The sequence below is a fragment of the Vicinamibacterales bacterium genome (assembly GCA_036504215.1).
Classification (GTDB): domain Bacteria; phylum Acidobacteriota; class Vicinamibacteria; order Vicinamibacterales; family Fen-181; genus FEN-299.
On the sequence record DASXVO010000081.1, the window covers coordinates 133,100 to 149,913 of the forward strand.

Annotated in this window: 13 protein-coding genes; 4 read left to right on the forward strand and 9 right to left on the reverse strand. The window is 67.4% G+C overall.

Annotated elements, in window-relative coordinates; genetic code table 11:
- Position 1 precedes the first annotated feature (1 nt).
- The 5 genes from VGK32_21900 to VGK32_21920 all read right to left on the reverse strand — a co-directional run bounded on the left by VGK32_21900 (position 2) and on the right by VGK32_21920 (position 7,385).
- A complete protein-coding gene (locus VGK32_21900) occupies positions 2–1,660 on the reverse strand; it encodes a trypsin-like peptidase domain-containing protein (GenBank protein ID HEY3384421.1) in 1,659 nt (552 codons plus the stop codon).
- 94 nt (positions 1,661–1,754) lie between these two features.
- Positions 1,755–2,993 carry a hypothetical protein gene (locus VGK32_21905; GenBank protein ID HEY3384422.1) on the reverse strand — a complete coding sequence of 413 codons (1,239 nt, stop codon included), beginning with the start codon at positions 2,991–2,993 and terminating at the stop codon, positions 1,755–1,757.
- Positions 2,994–3,392: 399 nt separating this feature from the next.
- Entirely contained in the window at positions 3,393–4,289 is an 897-nt protein-coding gene (locus VGK32_21910) for a homocysteine S-methyltransferase family protein (GenBank protein HEY3384423.1), read from the reverse strand.
- A 1-nt stretch (position 4,290) separates the two neighbouring features.
- Positions 4,291–5,484 carry a uroporphyrinogen decarboxylase family protein gene (locus VGK32_21915; GenBank protein ID HEY3384424.1) on the reverse strand — a complete coding sequence of 398 codons (1,194 nt, stop codon included), beginning with the start codon at positions 5,482–5,484 and terminating at the stop codon, positions 4,291–4,293.
- Complete coding sequence (locus VGK32_21920; GenBank protein ID HEY3384425.1) at positions 5,481–7,385, reverse strand: ASKHA domain-containing protein; 1,905 nt, start codon at positions 7,383–7,385, stop codon at positions 5,481–5,483. Before VGK32_21920 ends, VGK32_21915 begins: the two co-directional genes overlap by 4 nt.
- A 67-nt stretch (positions 7,386–7,452) precedes the next feature.
- Between VGK32_21920 and VGK32_21925 the strand changes: the two genes are divergently transcribed.
- From VGK32_21925 to hypB, 3 genes are read left to right on the forward strand one after another with little or no spacing between them, the layout of a single operon-like run.
- Complete coding sequence (locus VGK32_21925; GenBank protein HEY3384426.1) at positions 7,453–8,478, forward strand: aldo/keto reductase; 1,026 nt, start codon at positions 7,453–7,455, stop codon at positions 8,476–8,478.
- Positions 8,479–8,528: 50 nt separating this feature from the next.
- A complete protein-coding gene (hypA, locus tag VGK32_21930) occupies positions 8,529–8,870 on the forward strand; it encodes a hydrogenase maturation nickel metallochaperone HypA (protein HEY3384427.1) in 342 nt (113 codons plus the stop codon).
- A gap of 5 nt (positions 8,871–8,875) precedes the next feature.
- The gene (hypB, locus tag VGK32_21935) at positions 8,876–9,562 is read left to right on the forward strand and encodes a hydrogenase nickel incorporation protein HypB (GenBank protein HEY3384428.1); all 687 of its coding nucleotides are present in this window, start codon (positions 8,876–8,878) and stop codon (positions 9,560–9,562) included.
- Between the two features lie 308 nt (positions 9,563–9,870).
- Here the strand turns inward: hypB and VGK32_21940 are convergent, their stop codons facing one another.
- The 4 genes from VGK32_21940 to VGK32_21955 form a co-directional block, all read right to left on the reverse strand.
- On the reverse strand, positions 9,871–11,589 hold the full coding sequence (locus tag VGK32_21940; protein ID HEY3384429.1) for a hypothetical protein: 1,719 nt from the start codon (positions 11,587–11,589) through the stop codon (positions 9,871–9,873).
- A 48-nt stretch (positions 11,590–11,637) separates the two neighbouring features.
- Positions 11,638–12,693, reverse strand: a complete 1,056-nt coding sequence (gene queG, locus VGK32_21945) for a tRNA epoxyqueuosine(34) reductase QueG (protein HEY3384430.1) — start codon at positions 12,691–12,693, stop codon at positions 11,638–11,640.
- A 23-nt stretch (positions 12,694–12,716) separates the two neighbouring features.
- Positions 12,717–15,419 carry an aconitate hydratase AcnA gene (gene acnA, locus VGK32_21950; protein HEY3384431.1) on the reverse strand — a complete coding sequence of 901 codons (2,703 nt, stop codon included), beginning with the start codon at positions 15,417–15,419 and terminating at the stop codon, positions 12,717–12,719.
- A gap of 75 nt (positions 15,420–15,494) precedes the next feature.
- Positions 15,495–15,989 (reverse strand): hypothetical protein, encoded by a 495-nt coding sequence (locus tag VGK32_21955; GenBank protein HEY3384432.1) that lies wholly within the window; start codon positions 15,987–15,989, stop codon positions 15,495–15,497.
- Positions 15,990–16,187: 198 nt separating this feature from the next.
- Between VGK32_21955 and VGK32_21960 the strand changes: the two genes are divergently transcribed.
- Positions 16,188–16,805: a YetF domain-containing protein gene (locus VGK32_21960; protein ID HEY3384433.1), complete on the forward strand. Its 618-nt coding sequence runs from the start codon at positions 16,188–16,190 to the stop codon at positions 16,803–16,805.
- Positions 16,806–16,814 lie beyond the last annotated feature (9 nt).

A 16,814-nucleotide genomic window follows, 5' to 3' on the forward strand; every position in this document is an offset into this window, starting at 1 on the left:
ATCACTGCCTGACCGCCGGACCAACCCGCATCAACTCCAGCCCGTATTTGATCGGCACGGCAAACGTAATGCGCGCATCCGTCGTTCGCGATGCGTAGAAGATGCCGATGACCCGCCCACGATCGTCGAAGACAGGTCCCCCGCTGTTGCCCCCGCCCGTGGCATTCGCCGTCAGCTGGTACGAGTCGCCGAACTCGCTGAGATAGTCGTACTCACCGCCGCCTGCCGGAGAGACCGCCCCCTTCAGCACCCGCCCCACCGTGGCAGGTGTGACCGTCGGGTCCGGCACGCTCCGCGTCTGGGACTCGCGGTTGAACGGATCCTGCGACCGTGTCACCACCGCGACCGACGGGGAGATTGCCGGATAGCCCATGATCGTCAGCGACGCGCCGGTGGCGATGTCCGGATTCTCGAAGACCACCACCTTCTTCACCGCCTGCGGCACATCCACCTTGATCATCGACGCATCGTGGCGGTCCGAGACGCGCACGAGTTTCGCGGGAATCCGAAGCCTCGTCCTTGCAAACGTCACGTCGAGGTAATCGTGCCGCCCTTCGACGTTCTTGCCGGTCAGCGCGCGGCGTCCAAGGACACGAGCCGCCGCAGGCACCCAGTCGCGCGGAGCCTCTGCCAGCTTCGCCGTCTTCTTGGTCTCGAGATCCACGACCACGCCGCCGCCGTCAGGGAACTCGGTGTAGGCGGTTTCCCACGTTGCCGCGACGTGCCTGTTCGTGAGGATATACCCGTCGGCGGCGACGACGAACCCCGAACCGGTGTGGCGCCCTCCAATCGGCTGGTTCTGCTGGAAGCTGCCGTGTTCGATCGACAGCGACGGCTCGATCTTCCCGTCGGGCAGACGGATGTAGATCGGGATCGCGACGACGTCGCCGTCCTTGTCCTTCACCGGACGACCGCGGCTGTCGGTGTCGACGTGGTACTCGTGGTACACCTGCCCACCGGTCTCCGTGTGAATGAGCTTCCAGCCCACCTCGATGAACACGGTCGCATCCGTGTAGAGGCGGGCGATGTCCACGGGCGACATCGGGGCGGTCTTCTGCACTTCTTCGAGCGCAGTCTTCGCCTGACCGAGCTGGTCGACGAGTTGCGTCCGGCCGATCACGGACCGATACGCGAAGAACGACCCGATGATGACGAGGAGGACGAGGAGGACGCCGACCACCACCAGCGTGCTGGCGCGTGCGCGACGGTTCGCGTCCTTGATCATCCGTTCCACCGTCGCTCGTCCCACCGCACCCGCGTCGCGAGGTCCGGCCTGGGCCGTGTCGGGTACGCCCGGCACGCGAGTCACCGGCGGGACGTGCGCGGGCGGCGGTTCGATCTCGAACACCAACTCGGGCCCGCCCGGGCCGAACTGCACCAAGTCCCCTGAGACGAGGTTGACGCGGCCGGATATCCGCTGCTTGTTGAGGTAGGTTCCATTGCGGCTGTCGAGATCCACCAGGGTGAACCGGTGAGGGTCCGAGAGATCGCGCTCAATCTTCGCGTGGTGCCGCCCGACGAGGTCATCCCGATCTGGGTCGTACCGAACGCTGGACGTCGGATCGCGGCCGACCGCCAACTCACGTACGCCGTCGAGGGGAAACTCCTCCACCTGACCGGCCCTGGAACCACTCAGGTGCCTGAGGATCACTCGCTCCATTGCTCCTCCTCGAGAACGGACCCGAAGCCCGGCGCGGGCGGGCCACGCCGCCGGACCGGCCTGCTGGCCGGCCGCCTGCCATTCGACGTGGCGGTCAGCGCGCGGTCGGCGACGCCGGCGTGGCAGCCGCCTGACGACGGCGTTCGATGTCGAGGACGGCCAGGACGCTGTTCATCTGTCCCTGCTTGGTCTCGTACGACAGAACGATGACCGCATGGTCGCCGTCCGGCATGAACGCGCAATCCGCCACGGTCACGCGCCGCGTGGCCGCGACGCTGTCCCGGAACCAGGCATAGTCCCGCCAGCCACGCTCGTTGAAGTACGTCAGGCGACGGGCGCCCGATCCGTCCTTGTTCATCACCCACAACTCGGTCGCCAGGTCGCGTCGCCAGTTCAGGCCGTCAACCGACCGGAACCGGACATTGAGCCCACGAGAGGACGTCCAGATCACGTGCCGTCCGTCCGGAGAGTAGTGCGCGGCCTGGTCCCAGTCGGTATCGCTCCTCGTGAGACGCCGCAGCGTTCCCGTCTCGATCTCGAATTCGTAGATGTCCTGGCCACTGACCGTCTGCCCGACCCGGGGGTTCGCGCTCAACAAGAGCCGGCGCCCGTCCTTCGACCAGTCATCCGCCTGGTAGAACGCGTGCTGAACACCGGGCTGCAGCGTCCGGGTGTTGCGGATGCCCGGCACTCCGTTCTGCACGTCGAAGTCCGCCATCGAGATCGCCCACTCACCCCACTCGTAGCCCTTGCGGTTGTTCGACCGGCCGACCGGCCCCGACCAGCACAGCCGCTTGCCGTCCCGTGAGAAGAGCGGGTGGAGCACACCGCGGGGGTTCACATAGTCGGTCTCATAGTCGGTCAACTTCCAGGCCTTGCCGCCGCTCGCGGTCATCGCCCAGAGGTTGGTGTTCAGCGCGCTGCCAGGCTCGGCCAACCGATCGCCCTTCCGCGTCCGCACATCGTCGTTCTCGGCCGAGAAGGCCAGATACTGCCCCGACGGGTGCCAGCTGACGCTGCCGCGATGCTTGCTGGGCTCGGGCAGCTCGCACGTGAGACAGTGGCGGTCCTGACCGGTCGGCCGCACGGCCCAGATGTCGAGGTACCAGTCGCGCGGATCACGACGGGGATACCCAATCCACTTGCCGTCCACCGACAGGTCCAGATCGGCCACCCACTCGTCGAGCAGCGTGATTCCGACGTCGGAGAACGTCTTGGGGAACGCGGGGGCGGACGCACGGCCTCCCTGCTCGGCCGCGACGAGCAGGCTCGCCCCGGCAAGCACTCCCGCGACCGTGACCCACGCGCACCCCCACCCGACACGACAACCCATGGACTCTCCTCAAACCGTGTACGGCCAATACGATGCCACAGAACAGCCGGGGGGTGAAGGGCTGAGCGGCCCCTGGCCGAATCGGTACGCGCGGCTCCCGCCGGAAATCCGTCAGGACAACCGGCACTGCGCCGGTCCGCCGGCTCTTTCGGGGGCCGTCGGGATGGGCTGTTCCAGAAATCCAGGTGAAATCAGCGACTCTTGCGCTGGCACTCACCTTGCGATCTGAGAATTGGTGTCACGGTTCGCCGTTCGTAATCTGACTACCTGCGGATGGGGGCCCGCAGGCGTTGGGCTCGGGCGGCGAACGTGACGTAACCTCTCCCCGCCACATCCTGCGCACTTCGCCACGAACAACCGCACTGCGACGCTCAGTCAGCCAAGCCGGCGCGAGCCCCGTCAACGGGCCGCAGCCATCCGCCTGACGTAGCTTCGTAGCGCCGCGATGTGCTCTGGCGTCGTGCCGCAACAGCCGCCGACGATGGCCGCGCCCGCAGCGACGACTTCGCCCATGCCGTCGGCGAAGGCAGCGGGTGTCAGCCGGTACACCGCGTGGCCGTCCTCGAGTTCCGGACTGCCCGCATTAGCCTGGATCATGACCGGCCGATCGGCTTCCTTCCGGAACGCCGTCACCACCTTCGCGAAGTCGGCCGTCGTCATGTGCGTGCCGCAGTTCGCTCCGACGATATCCGCGCGCTCGGCCACCGACGCCCTCGCAGCCTGCTCCGGCGACACGCCCATCATCGTCCGAATGTTCCCGTTGGGGAGGCAATCGAAGGCCATGGACGCGATGATGAAGGGCGCGCCGGCCGCGCGTGCCGCGCGAATCGCCAACACCAACTCCTCCACTGCGCTCATCGTTTCGACGATCACGCCGTCGGCGCCGCCGTCGAGCAGGGCTCGTGCCTGTCGCGTGAACTCACCCTGCAGGTCGGCCGGGTCGACGTCCCCGAGCGGTCGCAGGAAGCCGCCGCACGGACCGATGTCGCCCAGCACCGTTGCCGTCGAGCCGGCCGCGCGCCGGGCAATCGCTGCCGCCGCGCTGTTGACCGCCTCGATCTGGTCCGCCAGGCCGTAGCGACCCAGAACCCAGCGGTTCGCGCCAAACGAATTCGTGATGATCGCCTCGCTGCCGGCGGCGACATACGCCGCGTGAATCGCCTCGATCCGATCCGGGTGCTCCAGGTTCCAGCGATCGCCGCACTCGCCAATCGGCAAACCGGCACGCTGGAGTTCGGTCCCCATCGCGCCGTCACCAACCACCACCCGGGAACGGGACACGTCGAGCAAGCTCATCTCATCCTCTTTCACCGCCAGCCTGCTCGGCCGCGGCGGTCAGCGCCAGAATATTCTCGGGCGGTGCATGCGGCGGCACCGAGCAGGCGGTGCTCAGAATGTAACCGCCCCCCGGCCCTCCGATGGCGAGCCGGGTACACGCGTCACGATAGCAGGCTTCCGGGGTCCCGTGCAGCACCGTGTTCACGGGATCGACGTTACCCTTGATGAACACCCGGCCACCGAGGCGAGCCTTCGCGTCGGCGAGATCGACCGTGCCGAGGGGCGGCGGATCGAGCGTGTCGATACCCGACGTGCCCGACTCCACCATCAACTCGAGCCGGTCCCCAATCGCGCCGCACGTGTGCGTGTAGACCGGGATGCCGGGAGCGCCGCAGCGCACCGCGGCGATGATGCGCTTCTCGAAGGGCAGGACGAACCGTCGATAGTGATCGGGCGACAGGAAGCCCGCTCCGGCGAACGCCGACGAGATCAGCACCGCGTCGGCTCCGGCGGCGATCTGCCCCTTCGCCAGGACGATGGCCCCTTCGGTGAGGCGGTCGAGGCAGGCCAGCACCTTGGCGGGATCGAGCAGGAGCGCGCCGAGCACGCTCATGTGCCCGACCAGTTCCATCAACTGCGAGAGCGGGGAGAACACCTCGCCGTGGACCGACACCTCGGGCGCGGAGGCACGGACGCGCGTGATCGTGTCCCAGTGCCAGGGCGGGAAGAAATCCGGGCCGGGGACCGCGGGTTCGGCGTGGAAACCCCAGGCCGTCGGATGGGTCGGGCCGGCCAGGTCGTGCGGCTCGACGTAGAACAGCCGGTCCGGGTCGATGTCCTCCATCCGAAGCGCGAGGCGGCGGCCTGAGCCGTCCGTCCACACGTGGGGATTGTCGTCGGGCGGTGCGAGCGTGCAGCGCCCGTCGGTCCACCGGATCAGGCGGCCGCGCGAGTCGGCGTCGATCGATCGCACGAAGCGACGCCAGTTGGGATCGCGGCCAGGCAGGTTCACCAGGATGCCGTCGAAGCGGTACCGGCGCCGCAGGGTGAGCAGCGCCTCTGCGAAGGCGTCGGTGTCGTGCCAGATGTCGATTGGATCGCCGGCGTGCAGGAAATAGTGGCCGAGCGCCAGCTGGCACATCACCGGCGCGCGGTCTGGCAGACGGCCCTCGGCGGGCCGCATCGCGGCGTCCATCCTCGTCCGCGAGTTCATCGGTGTACCGGCTCGCGGGGAAACGACAGCGCCGACATGAAGGTCTCCTGGTACGAGGGCACGGCAGCCAGTTCGAGGTACTCGGCGCGGGCGACACACTCGCCGGCGCGCTCGAGCACTCCGCGATCGACCAGAGCCAGGCGGGCGCCGATCCCGGCCGCGTTGCCGACGAACCGAATCCTCTCGGGGTCGATCGCGGGCACCAGACCGATCCGGAGCGCACTGGCCTTGCGGATGAAGTTCCCAAACGCACCGGCGAGAAAGACCTCGTCGAGCGCGCCAGGCTCGAAACCCAGATGGCGACAGGCCAGCGTGATCGCGGCACCAATCGATCCGGTGGCGAGCTGGATTTCTCGAACGTCGCGCGCGGTCAACACGACCGCGCCAAGTCCGGACGACGGCTCGGGATCCGCGACCACGAAGGCTTGCAGTCCGTCCACCTGGGTCAGGGAGTCGCGGACGCCGATTGCCGACGGGGATTCGATCTCCTCTGCCCGCCGCAAACGGCCCGACTCCTCGATGACGCCGAGGCGGAGCAGTGCGGCTACGAGATCGATGAGGCCGGAGCCGCAGAGTCCTCGCGGTGCGGCGCCGCCGAGCGTCGAGTACGCCAGCGGGGCGCCGGGCGCGATCGACGCGGCATCGATCGCCCCGGCCGCGGCCCGCATGCCGCAACGAATCGAGACGCCTTCGAACGCGGGACCGGCGGCCGCAGATGTGGCCACGACGCGGAAGCCGTCGGTCACGATCACTTCCGAGTTCGTGCCGAGGTCCACCAGCAGCCGGCGCCCGCCCGGCCGGTCGAGATCGCAAGCCACCGCGCCGGCGACGGCATCGCCGCCCACGTGGCTCCTGACGAGCGGGAACGGGTGGACGCGGGCGTTCGGATGGATCGGCAGATCCACGTCAGCGGCCGTGCACGTCAGTGCGCTCGACCACACGCCTCCGTAGGGAGCGGTTCCGAGCGACGTGAGGGGCACGCCGGCCCAGGAGTGCATCATCGTGGGATTGCCGGCGCAGGCCGCCACGACCACGGACCCACGATCGCAACCGGCGACATCGAGTACCTGCGCCACGAGCGACGCGAGCCCCTCGCGAACGGCGCGCGTCAAGTCGGCAGCGCCCGTGCCGTGGTCGCCTGCGTGCTTGATCCGCGCGATGACGTCCGCGCCAAACGCCACCTGCGGATTGAGACAGGAGGCCGACGAGACCACGGCGCCGTCCGCCAGGCGCACGAGCGCAGCCGCGAGCGATGTCGTGCCGAGGTCGAGCGCGACCCCATATCGCTCCAGGACAGCGCCAGGCCACGCGGAGATCAACATGCCGCGCTCGAGGGCCACACCCACAAAGCCGCCTGCGGCCGACGAGGCGGCCAGTTCCACAAGCGCCCGTGGCGACCCGCGAAGGCCGCGCGGCGGCAGGCCGGTTGCCTGTTCCAGGCGGTCCACTGTCGAGAGCGGCGCGCGATCGGACATCGCCATGTCGACGAGGAGGAGATCGACCAGCGGATGATCCAGGCGCTCGCTCGGCAGATCGACGCCGAACGACTTGCCGGCGGCCGAACGCGACACGGCCGGCACCTCGACGACAGCCGGACCATTGAACACGACACCACAGGCGAGGCGCCAGCCAGTGGCAAGCTCGTCGTCGGTGAAGTGCTGTCGGTCGGTGTCGATGGGCGCAGGCGCGCCTTCCGGAATCCGAATACGGCACCGCCCGCAGGTGCCCTCGCCGCCGCACGGTTGCTCGACCAGAATGCCGGCGCCAGCCGCCGCCGCGTAGAATTCGACGGAACCAGCGGCCGTGTAGACGCGGTCGTCGGGCGCAAACCGGATCTGGAACGGAATCGTGCTCACCGGGCGCTTGTACCATCCGGTGCGCAGCGTGTCAATCCGCGCCACGGCAGCCACCGGCCCCGGGAGACCGAAGTGATAGAATTCGCTGCGTGCAGATCCAAGGAGACTGGCAATGACTGACATGACTCGGCGTGAGTTCGTGAAGGCGGGAGCGGCTGGTGCGGCCGCGCTGGCACTGGCCGGAGGCCAGGCGACGGCGGCGACGGACATGCCCACTCGGCCGTTGGGCAAGACCGGACACAACGTGAAGCTCTTCAGTCTCGGGGGGCAGGCGACGATCGAGAAGCCCGACACGCGGGATGAGTCGATTGCCATCATCAACCGGGCCATCGACCTGGGCGTCAACTATCTCGACACGGCGGCGGCGTACGGCCGGCCTCGAATCGCCCAAGGCCAGCCTCAGACGCCAGCCTGGGAACGAAACGGCTGGAGCCAGACCCATGTGGGCGAGGTGATGGCGACCCGTCGGAAGGAAGTCTTCCTGGCCAGCAAGACCGATGACCGGACGCGTGATGGATCGCTGCGGCTGCTCGAGCAGAGCCTCAAGCTGCTGCGCACCGACCACCTCGACTTGTGGCAGCTCCACAACATCATGCGCGAGGAGCAACTCGACCAGATCTTCGGCAAGGACGGCGCGATCGAGGCGATGCAGAAGGCGCGCGACCAGAAGATGGTGCGCTTCCTCGGCATCACCGGCCACTTCGACCCGCAGGTCCTGATGAAGGGACTCGAGCGATTCGACTTCGACACGATTCTGATGGCGCTCAACCCGGCCGACAAGCATCACCTGCCATTCATCACGAGCGTCCTGCCGCTGGCGAACAAGAAGGGCATCGGCGTCATCGGCATGAAGATCCCGGCACGCGGCCGCATCTTCAAACCAGACGGGATTACGTCGATCAAGGGGCCGCTGACCTACGTGATGTCGCTTCCCGTGAGCACCGTGATCGTCGGCTGCGACAACGTGAAGCAGCTCGAGGAGAACGTCGAGATCGCGAAGAACTTCACGCCGATGACGCGGGAAGAGATGGCGAAGCTCGAGACGCTCACGAGCACCTACGTGAGCGAGGCCTCGTGGTTCAAGAAGGACGCTGCGGGCGTCGGGCGTCCGAGTCACGACGATCAGAACATGGACTAGGCAGGACGGATCCTGCCCGGCGCCTCGAAAAGGGAAGTGTCACCTTTTCCATGCACGAGCTCTCGATCGCGCAATCGATCGTCGATTCGGTTCGCGAGCACGCCGCCGGCCATGTCGGCCGGCGCGTGCTGCGCGTGGGCGTCCGCGTGGGAGAAATCTCCGGCGTGAACGCCGACGCGCTCGAGTTCTGCTTCGGCATGACGGTCAAGGACACCGATCTCGATGGCGTCGGCCTCGACCTCGAGCGGGTGGCCGTTCGCTACCGATGCCTGGACTGCGCGCACGAGTTCCCACCGGTGGATTTCCGCGCCGTGTGTCCCTCGTGCCGGTCCGAGATGGCGTCGATGATCGCCGGCGAGGAGCTGGCGTTGTCCTATCTGGAACTGGAGTAGGAGCCGTGGCCGAACGCGTGGAAGTCAAACAGAGCGTCCTCAAGGAGAACGACCGCATCGCGGCAGGACTGCGCGAGGAGTTCGCCAGGCGCCGGATCCTCTGTCTGAACCTGATCTCGTCGCCTGGCGCCGGCAAGACGAGCATTCTGGAGGGCACGCTCGAGGCGTTCCGCCAGACCTCGCGACGGGTCGCGGTGCTGACGGGCGACATCCAAACCGAGCGCGACGCGGATCGGTTGGCGCGCTACGGATTCCCCGCGCTGCAGATCACCACCGGCGGTACGTGTCACCTCGACGCCAGCATGGTCCAGCGCGCGCTCGGCGCCCTGCCACTCGATGGCCTGGACGTCCTGTTCATCGAGAACGTCGGCAACCTCGTCTGTCCGGCTTCGTACGATCTCGGTGAAGAGCACAAGGTGGTCGTGCTGAGCGTGACCGAAGGGGACGACAAGCCGTTGAAATACCCGGGCATCTTCCGGCGGGCCCGGCTGATGGTGCTGCACAAGATCGACCTGCTGCCCCACACTCGGTTCAGCCGCGAGGCCGCCATCGCCGACGCGCGGCGCGTCAACCCGGAAATCGAAATCGTGGAAACGAGCTGCCTGGGAGAGCCTGGGCTGGGGGCCTGGCTCAGGTGGATCGAATCGCGACTCGAGGACAAGCGTCAGGCGGACCGACCGGTCCGCACCTAGACCCCTCAACCCCCGCCGCTACCGCAACCGCTCGAGCGGCCCGAACCCCAGGCGCCAACGCCCGCGAAGCCCAAGGCCGAGACCCGCTTCTCCAGGCTTTCGCTCTTGCACTTTGGGCACACCGGCGTACGGGCACCAATCACGAGCGCCTCGAACAGGTGACCGCATTTCTTGCACTCGTACTCGTATAAGGGCACGTTGACCTCCCCGGACCGCAGCCCGGCACCGCATATCACTCAGGAGATTCGCGACAGCCCGAAAAGGTGACACTTCCCCTTTCGGCGGGCGGGCACGGAGGCCCGCCTGTCCTACCTGTTCACGTCGGCCAGGAGCTTGGCCGCGGTCGTGAACCTCGGCTCGATGTCCACCGGGACACCCTGGAGCCGGTCCAGAACCTTCTGCGTCTCCGGACGCACGACGGCCAGGCGGCCCAGCATCTCCTTCGCCCTGGCGTAGTCGCCCTGCGACTGCAGCGTCATGATCTCGCGCGTCAGCCCCGTGACGCCGTCCTTGATCTTCGCCGCGTTGACGCTGAACGTCCCGTCCTTGTCCACGGTGAAGGCACCGAAATCGAGCAGCCAGTTCAGCTGGAGTGCCACGCCCCGGCCGTGCGCCTCGTTGACCCCGAAGCGAATCGAGCGGAACGCCGACGCGAGGAATGTGTCGTAGATCGTCGCCTGCAGCGACGTGTCGAGGGATCCCTTGTCGAGGAGGAACTGGAGCGCGAAGAGGCCGGAGATGTCGGCCTTGGCCTCCTCCATCGCGCTGTAGGTCTCCTTCAGTTGGGCGCGGACGGTCGTGTCCTTCCCACCGACCTTGATCTGGTGCGGCCCGAGCCCGTGCATCAACTCGTGCAAGACCGTGTGCGTGAAGAAGGCGTCGAACGTCACGTTCTTCACCGCGCCGGCCGGCATGACCTTGCTGGCAATCGGCACGAGCACGAGCTTGAACTTCGCCTCCTGGATGTTGCGCAGCATGACGCGCTTGGCGCCCTTTTCGCGCACGACCCGTTCGTCGTTCGGCAGGTTGTACGCGACCGTCTGCACACCGCGGTTGCCGTCGCCTGCCGCGAGGATCGCGTTCACCACCCGGATCGGTGCCAGGCCGCCGAGCTTCGGGTTCCGAAGCTTCGGGTCAATCGGCAGGTTGTCCTCGATACGCTGCAGTTCCGATCCGAACTTGGCCAGCTTGGCCGTCTCCGCATCGTCGCGCACGGCGATGAACGCCTCGAACCCGGCCTTCGCGTTGAACCACTCGTCTTCGTAGACTTCGTACGGGCCGATCGTCGGCTCGATGCTGGCGTCGAGTTCCATCCAGGCGACGTCGCTGGCGTAGTAGTCGTTGCTGATGAACGCATCGGCGCGACGGGTCAGGAAGGCCTTCAGCGTCGGCTGCTCGGTGAGGCTGGCCGCCTGGCGCAGCAGTTCCGCGGCGCGCGCCAGTTCGCCCTGGTATTCGACGCTGTACGGCACGATCTCGAAGCCGCCCTTGACGCCGGTCGCCCGCCGGATGGTCGTGAAGAACGCGTTGGCCCGCGTCCGCTCGGCTTCCGGCAGCGTCTTCACCCACGCCTCGATGTCGGCTTTGGCGGCGCCCGCCGGATAGAAGTTCCCGCCCTCGGGCTTCGCGGGCGCGCCTGCAACGAACGGCTTGTTGCCGTCCAGTCGGTCCCACGGGCCCTTGTTCATCAGGAAGTAGTGGACCCGCGCCTGGCCGAGCGGCGACTTGTCGTCGAGCAGCGTCAGGAGCAGGCCTTCGTTGCCTGCCCACACCTGCCGGAGGAAGAGTCCGTCCATCACCCAACCCGCCTCGACGAGCCTGGCCAGCGCCTGTTGCTCGTTGGCCGGCAGCTTCGACAGGTCCGCGCCAATCTCGACGGGCGCGAACTGCCTGGCAAGCGCTTCGAGCTTTGCCTGTTCGGGCACGGGAGCCTCCTGGACCGGTTTCGGCGGTTCGGCAGGCCGCGAACCGCAGGCCGCCAGCGACAGTACCGCCACGGCAGAAACGATTGAGATGAGTGGTTTCATAGGAAGCCTCGAATTCGGCCGGCAGCCTCATGGCCGGCTCCGGACATCCTAGTCCAGCTTCCTCGTTTTGGCCCACCAGATGTGCGTCGCGACCATGGGATCGCGCAGGGAGGGAGCGGAGTCCGCCGGACGGTCTGTGTCGCCGAGCGCCGAGCGGCTCGCCGCGCTTCGGCTGTTGCCGAGGCCGATCGCCAGGTTGCGCCTGAGTCCGGCGACCTTCGGCCGCGTCAGCGCGGAACCGACGACGAGTTCGGCCAGTTCGCGGTCCGTGCGATGCCAGAGATCCGCGAGCCTCGGCTGGTCGAGTCCGGGCCGAGGCTGCCACTCCGCCTCGTTGCTCGTGGCCGCTGACCCGTTCCACGGACAGACATCCTGGCAGATGTCGCAGCCGTAGATCCGCTGGCCGACGGCCTCTCGCAGCGGTGCCGGGATCTCACCTTTCAGCTCGATCGTCAAGTACGACAGACAGCGCGTGGCGTCGAGGACGCGCGGTTCGACGAGCGCGCCGGTCGGACACGCTTCGAGGCAGAGCGCACATGTGCCGCACTGGTCGAGGGCCGGCGGATCCGGATCCAACGGAAGGCTGCAGATGATCTCGGAGAGGAACACCCAGGAGCCGAGACGCTCGTTGATGAGGCAGGTGTTCTTCCCGACCCAGCCGATCCCGGCGTACTGCGCATAGACGCGCTCCTGCACGGGACCGGTATCCACGTAGGTCCTGGCCTCGAACGGTTCCGCGTGCTCCGATCGCATCCACTGGAGCAGCATCTCGAGGCGGTGCCCGAGCACATCGTGGTAGTCGTCGCCCCAGGCGTATCGCGAGATGATCGCCTGGTCGGGATCCCCGACTCCCACCGAATACGGCCGGTCCGTGTTGTAGATGGTCCCGGTGACGATGACCGATCGGGCCGAGGGGAGCACGCGGCGGACATCCTCGCGTCGCGCCGCGGTGCGCGACAAGTAGCCCATCGTTCCCGCATGGCCGCGCGCCAGCCATTCGCGCAACAGGCGCAATTCCGGGAGAGCATCAGCCGGTGCCACGCCGCACAGATCGAACCCGATGGATCGCGCGTGTGCCTTGATTCCACCTGCCGTCAGTCTCATGGCGTCGACTCGGCGGTCGCCGACTAGCCCTTCACCAACTGCCGGAGCACGTACGGCAGAATTCCGCCCGCCCGGTACGCCGCCAGCTCTTCGGGAGTGTCGATGCGTGCGGTGGCCGTGAACCTGACGGCGTCTCCATCGTCACCGCGGGCCACGACGCGCACGTCGGCCGCGGGCTTCAGTTGGTCGGTCACGCCGGACAGCTCGAATGTCTCGGTGCCCGTCAGGCCCAGGCTGGCCGCGGTTTGGCCCCGCTCGAACTGCAGGGGGAGCACCCCCATGTTCACCAGGTTGCTCCGGTGAATGCGCTCGAAGCTCTCGGCGATGACGGCGCGCACACCGAGGAGAAGCGTGCCTTTCGCGGCCCAGTCACGCGACGAGCCGGAACCGTATTCCTTGCCGGCAATGACAATCAGTGGCACGCCTTCCTGCCGGTACCGCATCGCAGCATCGAAGATGGCCATCTGCTCGCCGTCCGGCCAGTGTCGCGTCCAGCCTCCCTCGGTCCCGGGCGCCAGTTGGTTGCGCAGCCGGATGTTGGCAAACGTGCCGCGCATCATCACCTCGTGGTTGCCTCGTCGCGCCCCGTACGAGTTGAACTCGCGCGGCGAGACACCGTGGGCGATCAGGTACCTTCCCGCCGGGCCGTCCGCCGGAATCGAGCCAGCGGGCGAGATGTGATCCGTTGTCACACTGTCGCCGAGCAGCGCGAGCACGCGCGCGCCGGCAATGGGGGCCGGTGCCCTGGCCTCGAGTGTCAGCCCCTCGAAGAACGGCGGATGCCTGATGTAGGTCGAGTCCTGCGCCCACTCGTAGCGCCTGGTCGTCGGGGTCTGCAGGCCCTGCCACCGCGCATCTCCCGTGAACACGTCCGCGTAGGCGCCCCTGAAGCTCTGCGGGCTCACGCTCGCCAGCAGCGTCTCCTGGATCTCGCGCTCGGTGGGCCAGATGTCCGCCAGGAAGACATCGCGTCCCAGAGCGTCCTGGCCCAGTGATTCGCGGGTCAGATCGATCCGCATCGTGCCAGCCAGCGCGTAGGCGACCACCAGCGGCGGCGACGCGAGATAGTTGGCGCGGACCTGCGACTGGATGCGCCCCTCGAAGTTCCGGTTGCCGCTCAACACGGCCGCGACGACGAGATCGCCGGCCTTGACGGCCGCCGAGACATCCTCGGGCAACGGCCCGCTGTTGCCGATGCACGTCGTGCATCCGTAACCGACCAGGTTGAAGCCCAATCGGTCGAGCGCATCGGTCAGTCCCGCCTTTTCGAGGTACTGCGTCACGGCCTTCGAACCCGGCGCGAGGCTCGTCTTCACCCACCTCTTCACCCGCAGGCCGCGCGCGACGGCCTTCTTCGCGAGCAGCCCAGCAGCAATCATCACGCTCGGGTTCGAGGTGTTCGTGCAACTCGTGATCGCGGCGATAACGACCGAGCCGTGTTCGACGCCCGCCTCTTCGGCAACCGGCACGGCGGCGTCGCCAGCAGGCAGTGGAGCGGTCGCGGCCTTCCGGTCGGCCAGCATCTTGACGAGCGCCTGGTCGAACGAGACGCGCGACTGCGCGAGCGGCACGCGATCCTGCGGACGACGCGGACCGGCGATGCAGGGTTCCACCGTCGAGAGATCCAGCTCGATGCGATCGGCATAGTCGGCCTCCGGCGAGTCGGCGGTGCGGAACAGCCCCTGCGCCTTGGCGTAGGCCTCGACGAGGCGCACGCGCCGGTCGTCGCGGCCCGTGAGCCGGAGGTAGTCGAGCGTCATGTCGTCGATCGGGAAGATCGCGATGGTGGCGCCGTACTCGGGGCACATGTTGCTCAGCGTCGCGCGATCGGCAATCGCAAGGTGCTCCAGGCCCGGACCGAAGAACTCGACGAACTTCCCGACGACCCCGTGCTTCCGCAGCCGCTCGGTCACCGTCAGCACGAGGTCGGTGGCCGTCGCGCCGCCCGGCAGACGGCCCGTCAGCTTGAACCCGAGCACGTCGGGGACCAGCATCGACACTGGCTGGCCGAGCATGCACGCCTCGGCCTCGATGCCGCCCACGCCCCACCCCATCACGCCCAGCCCGTTGACCATCGTGGTGTGCGAGTCGGTGCCCACGAGCGTATCGGGGTAGGCCACCGCCCGGCCATCGACGGTCGTGTCGAACACCACGCGCGCGAGGTACTCGAGGTTCACCTGGTGGACGATGCCGGTGTCTGGCGGGACGACGCGGAAGTTGGCGAAGGCGTGTTGGCCCCAACGCAGGAATTCGTAGCGCTCGCGGTTCCGCGTGAACTCCATTTCAGCGTTCAGGCCGAAGGCATCCGGACGGCCGTGGTAATCCACCTGTACCGAGTGGTCGATGACGAGCTCCACCGGCTGCATCGGATTGATCCGGGCCGGATCGCCGCCCAGGCGCGCCATGGCGTCGCGCATCGCGGCCAGGTCCACGACGGCGGGCACGCCGGTGAAGTCCTGCAGCAGGACCCGGGCGGGCGTGAACGCAATCTCCTTCCGGACGCCGGCGCGTGGATCCCAATCGGCGAGCGCACGCACGTCGTCGCGGTGGACGAACCGACCGTCTTCCAGACGCAGGAGATTCTCGAGGAGGATCTTCAGGGAGTACGGCAGCCGCCCGACGCGCGGGAAGCCGGCCTTCTCGAGGGCCGAGAGGCTGTGGATGCCGAAGGCGGTCCCACCGACGCGGAGGTCCGTCTCGGTCGAGAACGAGTTGTGGGTGGCCATGTCCTTCGATTGTAGCCGGTCCGTCCCGCCCCTGCCTACAGGCTGAACAGGCAGGGGAAACGCGTGTCGGACAGTCTACTTCCACTGCCACGTGTACCCCACCGTGACCCGGACGTTCGGGCTGTCGATGAGACCGGCCTTGACCTCGGTGAATACGCCGCCGTGGTGTGCGATGCCAACGAGCAGGTTGAAGCCGGGCTGAGTGTCGGTCCCTCGATTGCCGTATCGGTCGATGCCGTATCGGTACACGTTCACCGCCGGTCCGCCACCTGCGTACAGGCTCCAGGGCTTCCGGAGGAGCGGGATCCAGTACACGAACTCGAAGTTGCCCGACACGGTCGTCAGGTCGTTGCCCACGCCGACCTCGACGTTCGGTCGGAAGCTCACCCGTTCGAAGAGCGGACCCGTGTCGAAGTGCGCCCCGAAGACGAACTGATCGGGGCTCGCACTGACGCCGGCGCGGACGCCGGCACCGCTCTGCGCGGCCGCTGGCAGCGCCGTCAGGACCAGACCCAACACCACGCCGACGAGGCCGACGAGCGGATACGGACGCGAAGTTCGTGAGTTCATGCCAAGCCGTGTCGCAAACGCCGGGCCAGCCGGCCCTGCCCGCGAATTCCCTATGGATGAGCAACTTCCAGCGACCGCGATATCGGCGGGTTGTACGAAGTTGCGACAGTTGGCGTGCTCGGGTGTCATCGGACCTGGCCGGAATCACGCGACGCCTGAGTATACTTGGCGCAGATCTCAACTGAAAGGACTCCCCCCATGGACGCCAACCTGCTCACGAATCTCCTCCACATCGGCCCGCTCGACAACACCACGGTCGGGATCATCGAGAAGATCCTGCGGCCGCTCCTCGTCTACACATTCCTCGTCGTCGGCCTCCGACTGGCCGGCAAGCGCGAACTCGCGCAACTGAACGCCTTCGACCTCGTCGTGCTGCTCACACTGTCGAACACCGTTCAGAACGCGATCATCGGCAACGACAACTCCGTGCTTGGCGGCGTCATCGGCGCAACGACGCTGCTCGTGTTCAACTTCCTGGTGGTCCGCTTCGTGTTCGCCCATCCGGCCGTGGAGCGGTTGCTCGAGGGTACGCCGGACCTGCTGATTCAGAAGGGCGATGTGCTGCCCGATCGTCTGAAGTCGGAGGGCATCACCCTCGACGAACTCCAGGCCGCCGCGCGGCGCCAGGGGTTCGATTCGCTCAAGGAAGTGGAGAAGGCGACGCTCGAAGCGAACGGCGGCATCACGTTCTTCGCCAAGAAGCCCCGGCGCCACGAAGCGCAGCACCAGGATGTCATCGCGCGCCTCGACGCACTCTCCGGCGAGCTGAAGGCGATCCGGCACCAGCTCGTCACGAACCGTCAGCCGGAACACTGAAGCGAGAAG

Excerpts from the sequence above, each read along its gene's own strand:
- VGK32_21900 (HEY3384421.1), bottom strand. The coding sequence starts at position 1,660 with ATGGAGCGAGTGATCCTCAGGCACCTGAGTGGTTCCAGGGCCGGTCAG.
- VGK32_21905 (HEY3384422.1), bottom strand. The coding sequence starts at position 2,993 with ATGGGTTGTCGTGTCGGGTGGGGGTGCGCGTGGGTCACGGTCGCGGGA.
- VGK32_21910 (HEY3384423.1), bottom strand. The coding sequence starts at position 4,289 with ATGAGCTTGCTCGACGTGTCCCGTTCCCGGGTGGTGGTTGGTGACGGC.
- VGK32_21915 (HEY3384424.1), bottom strand. The coding sequence starts at position 5,484 with ATGAACTCGCGGACGAGGATGGACGCCGCGATGCGGCCCGCCGAGGGC.
- VGK32_21925 (HEY3384426.1), top strand. The coding sequence starts at position 7,453 with ATGACTGACATGACTCGGCGTGAGTTCGTGAAGGCGGGAGCGGCTGGT.
- hypA (HEY3384427.1), top strand. The coding sequence starts at position 8,529 with ATGCACGAGCTCTCGATCGCGCAATCGATCGTCGATTCGGTTCGCGAG.
- VGK32_21940 (HEY3384429.1), bottom strand. The coding sequence starts at position 11,589 with ATGAAACCACTCATCTCAATCGTTTCTGCCGTGGCGGTACTGTCGCTG.
- queG (HEY3384430.1), bottom strand. The coding sequence starts at position 12,693 with ATGAGACTGACGGCAGGTGGAATCAAGGCACACGCGCGATCCATCGGG.
- acnA (HEY3384431.1), bottom strand. The coding sequence starts at position 15,419 with ATGGCCACCCACAACTCGTTCTCGACCGAGACGGACCTCCGCGTCGGT.
- VGK32_21955 (HEY3384432.1), bottom strand. The coding sequence starts at position 15,989 with ATGAACTCACGAACTTCGCGTCCGTATCCGCTCGTCGGCCTCGTCGGC.
- VGK32_21960 (HEY3384433.1), top strand. The coding sequence starts at position 16,188 with ATGGACGCCAACCTGCTCACGAATCTCCTCCACATCGGCCCGCTCGAC.